Raw genomic sequence first — 4159 nt, 5'->3', positions numbered from 1 at the left:
TCACGGTTTTGTCCTCGACCCCGGCAGGCGGCTGCTCCCCCCGGTAGGCCAGCTCGCGGCGATGTAGCTCGATGCGTTCACGCTCGATGGCTTCCTCGAGCTGCTCCGCGCTCGCATAGGCAGCACGTATCACGGGTTCGTTGAGATAGAGCGCGTCACCCGTCGCGATGGCGCCCATTGCAAGCTCGGGGTTATGCGGCACGCCGAGCTTGCGCACCACCAGCACGTCGAGGGGACAGCATAAAACCTTCGCCACTTCATAGCCAACCGGTACGCCGCCGCGCGGCAGTGCCAGCACCACGACGTCACGGCGCCCGGCATAGCGACGCAACGCATCCGCGAGTTGCTGGCCAGCATCGGCGCGATCTCGAAAAATATGACTCATGGTCGATATCCAATCAGTGATGCCGTGAAGCTCGAATGGCGTGGCTCCATGTGCAACAGGTGCGGCACCGTTCCGCGCTCAGGATGACGGGGCGGTGAGCCAGCGCGCAAACCAGTCAACCGCAAGGCGGGTCACTTCGTCGAGGGCGCCGGGTTCCTCGAAGAGGTGCGTCGCTCCCTCCACGATTGCCGTGCGATGCTCGCACGTCAATTGCCCGGCGGCCTTGTGATTCAGCCGGATCACCTCCGTGTCGAGTTCACCGACGATCAGCAGCGTTGGCGTGCGGACGGACATGAGCGATGTCCGCGCAAGGTCGGGCCGTCCACCCCTCGACACAATCGCGCCCACCGTACTCGTCTCTGCCGCTGCGACAAGTGCGGCCGCGGCGCCTGTACTCGCGCCGAAGAGCCCCACCCGCAGCGACCCGACCGCGGGCCTTTGCTGCAGCCAGACAAGGGTTGCGCCCAGCCGTCGCGCCAGCAGCGCGATGTTGAAGCGGTAGGTCGCGTCGATGTCGTCGTGCCGCTGCTCATCCAGCGTCAGCAGATCGAATAGCAGCGTTGCGAACCCGGCTTGCTGCAGACCCGCCGCCACCTGCCGGTTTCGCGGGCTGAAGCGGCTGCTGCCGCTACCGTGCACGAATACGACGATCGCGCGCGCGTGATCGGGAATCTCGAGAATCCCGCCCAGCTTGACGTAATCAACGGGAATCTCAACCTGTAGCGTTTGCATCTGTCGCTCCTGTTCATCACCGCGCTCCGCCATGACCACCGCGCGGGAGCAGCACACATCTTGTAAGGATCATCGTGTCTGTTCCGCACACTCAATTGACTTCGATCAAGTGGATGACGCAGACAACTCTCGCAAGCGACGTTTTGAGCGCCGAAGCGGGCGACGTCGCATACTCACCGGCAGCCGCGCGGTCTGGATGGCGTGTCGACGGAACGGGGCGACGACGTATGACGTATGCGCCGAACCAGCGCTTTGATGAGGGCGGCGCCGATTGCAAGGATGCACAGCACGACAAACCACAACACGAGGACATAACCAATCAGTTTCCAGAATTCGCTGACGCGCTGTTGGAGCACCCACGCCTGATACGAAGCCGCATCGTCTGCCGCGTTCGGAAACGAGGTGCGGTACATGAACAGGGCGAGGCAGCGATCGCTTTCGGGAAGCGCCGCAGCGAGGCGTGCACCGGCCGGCAACGCACGCACCGACGCGCATTCCGGCGCGTTCATACCCGCCACGACACCTGTGTTCAGCGGGTAGTCATAGATTGCGCCAAGCCAGGTTGTGCCGATCGCGAGCATCAGACAAGCGCATGCGCCTTGAACATATCGGCGTAGCCAGCGATGTCGATAAGGACGGCCAGCGTTGTCCATCATGAATCCCCCATGCCATCGCATCCGCCCAGCGAATGGCAGCCCCAGCACAAATTCGCGGCTGCGTCACCCGCGCGCGACTCGTGCCAGAGATGTGAGTGGCACGAAGCGGAACGATTTACATCGTCGTATGTCCGCAGCCCAACCCGATTGACATCGATCAAGCATGGGACGATGACCTGGATCAACGTGTAAGTCATGCCGACGGCCATGCTGTGTTCAGAGAAGGGGTGTGCAGAAGCGTACTCACCCATATGACACATCGGGCGCACCGAGCCGAGCAAATGCTAATTCACAACGCAGATATCGCCGAGATTTTCAACGAGATTGCCGACCTGCTCGAAATTCAGGGAGAGAATCCGTTTCGGGTGCGCGCGTACCGCAATGCGGCGCGATCGGTTAGCGAGTCCTCGAAAAACGTGCGAACGATGATCGCGGAGGGTGCCGACCTGAAAACGATTCCCGCAATCGGCGACGACCTTGCGCTCAAGATCCGCGAAATCGTCGCCACTGGCTCATGCCCGCTACTTGCGAGCCTGCGAGCCCAACTGCCGTCGGCAGTCGTCGCGTTACTGCGCGTGCCGGGCCTCGGACCTAAGCGCGTGCGGCAGCTCTACGAGCAACTGCATGTGCAGTCTCTGGAACAACTGGAGCAGGCCGCCGCGGAGGGCCGGATCCACACGTTGCGCGGATTCGGTCCGCTGACCGAGGCTCATATCCTTGCAAATCTGAGGGGCCGCCTCGACAAATCGCACCGCTATCAATTCGCACAGGCCAGCCAGCGCGCAGAGGCTCTGCTGGTCTGGCTCGCGGCATTGCCCGACGTAGAACGCGTGGAAGCGGCGGGTAGCCTGCGGCGACTGCGCGACACCGTTGGCGACATCGACATCCTCGTCACGTCGCGGGAGCCGGCCGCGGTAACGCAGCGCTTTGTCGCTTACGACGACGTGAGCGCGGTGCTTGCGCGTGGACCGACCCGAGCGAGCGTCGCGCTCCGCGGCGGGCTGCAGGTCGATCTGCGCGTAGTCGAACCCGAATGCTACGGCGCTGCACTCACCTACTTCACCGGTTCGAAGGCGCATAACGTCGCGTTACGCCGCCTGGGCCAGGAACTCGGCCTTAAGGTCAACGAATACGGCGTCTTCCGCGGAAAGACATGTATTGCCGGCGAGACTGAGGAGTCCGTCTATGCGAGCGTCGGCCTGCCGTGGATCGCGCCAGAGCTTCGCGAAGACCGGGGTGAGATCGAAGCGGCGCGCGTCGCCGCCCTGCCTACCCTGGTTACGCGCAGCGACCTGCGCGGAGACCTTCACACGCATACGCTCGCCAGCGACGGCCGCGCATCGCTATGCGAGATGGCCCTTGCCGCCCGCGAGCGTGGCCTGTCGTATCTGGCCGTTACGGATCATTCGAAGCGCCTGGCGATGACCCACGGGCTGGATGCAACGAGGCTCGCGGCACAGATCGGCGAGATCGACCAGCTCAACGCACAGTTAACGGGTATCACGCTGCTCAAGGGCATAGAAGTCGACATACTCGAAGACGGCCGGCTCGATCTTCCCAATGCTGTTCTTGCCCGGCTCGATCTCGTGATCGGGGCGATTCACAGTCATTTCGATCTCCCGCGCGAGCGCCAGACCGAGCGTATCCTTCGCGCGCTGGACCATCCCTCGATGACCATGCTGGCGCATCCTTCCGGCAGGCTGATCGGCAGCCGGGAACCGTCGGACATCGATATGTTGCGCGTGATCCGCAAGGCGAGGGAGCGCGGCTGCTTTCTGGAACTCAATGCCCAGCCCGAGCGCCTTGATCTGACCGATACGGTCTGCCGCATGGCGAAGGATCACGGTGTACTGGTTTCCATCAATTCCGACGCACACAGCGTGGCCCAGCTCGACAACCTGCGCTACGGCGTCAATCAGGCGCGTCGCGGATGGCTGGAAAAAGCCGATGTGCTGAACGCCCGCTCGCTTGCGCAACTGCGCCCGCTGCTTGCCCGGACGATGCGCTCACGTGTTCGCGAGGCCTCCGAGAGTCCATAGGTTGCCTCGGTTAACAGGTCTGGCAGGCGCATCTGGCGGTGTCAGCGGCATGGCCGCTGCACGCTTTGGAAAGACCACGAAGGGCGCGTAGCGCATGCTCACGCCGCACGAATGCAAACAGACCACCAGGAGACATCACGATGAACACCGCGCCAATGCTCTTCTCCCCTCCAGCCAGTCACGCCTACGCACAGCGCGTGGCCACCACGCTTGGCACGGCGCTGGCCGAGCACGAGTGGCGTCCTTTTGAGGATGGTGAACACAAGATGCGCCCGCTCGAAAGCGTCCGCGGTCGCGACGTGTATGTGATCCATTCGCTGTATGCCGAACCCGGTCACACGGTGAAC

The 4159-nt window shown here is 63.1% G+C and carries 5 protein-coding genes; 2 read left to right on the top strand and 3 right to left on the bottom strand.

Annotated elements, in window-relative coordinates:
• The 3 genes from H3V53_RS42310 to H3V53_RS42300 form a co-directional block, all read right to left on the bottom strand.
• The coding region (locus tag H3V53_RS42310; protein ID WP_336602915.1) for a phosphoribosyltransferase at window positions 1-385 on the bottom strand (385 nt) is incomplete at its 3' end.
• A 78-nt stretch (window positions 386-463) separates the two neighbouring features.
• A complete protein-coding gene (locus tag H3V53_RS42305) occupies window positions 464-1117 on the bottom strand; it encodes a dienelactone hydrolase family protein (protein WP_336602914.1) in 654 nt (217 codons plus the stop codon).
• A gap of 173 nt (window positions 1118-1290) precedes the next feature.
• A complete protein-coding gene (locus H3V53_RS42300; protein WP_336602913.1) occupies window positions 1291-1698 on the bottom strand; it encodes a hypothetical protein in 408 nt (135 codons plus the stop codon).
• A gap of 356 nt (window positions 1699-2054) precedes the next feature.
• On the opposite strand from H3V53_RS42300, the gene polX reads away from it, so the two are divergent.
• Window positions 2055-3812 (top strand): DNA polymerase/3'-5' exonuclease PolX, encoded by a 1758-nt coding sequence (polX, locus tag H3V53_RS42295; RefSeq protein ID WP_336602912.1) that lies wholly within the window; start codon window positions 2055-2057, stop codon window positions 3810-3812.
• 140 nt (window positions 3813-3952) lie between these two features.
• Window positions 3953-4159, top strand: a 207-nt coding sequence (locus H3V53_RS42290; RefSeq protein WP_336602911.1) for a ribose-phosphate pyrophosphokinase-like domain-containing protein, incomplete at its 3' end; no start/stop codon positions are given.

The sequence above is a fragment of the Paraburkholderia bengalensis genome, assembly GCF_037126505.1.
Lineage (GTDB): Bacteria > Pseudomonadota > Gammaproteobacteria > Burkholderiales > Burkholderiaceae > Paraburkholderia > Paraburkholderia bengalensis.
This window is presented reverse-complemented; position numbering and strand designations above follow the sequence as displayed.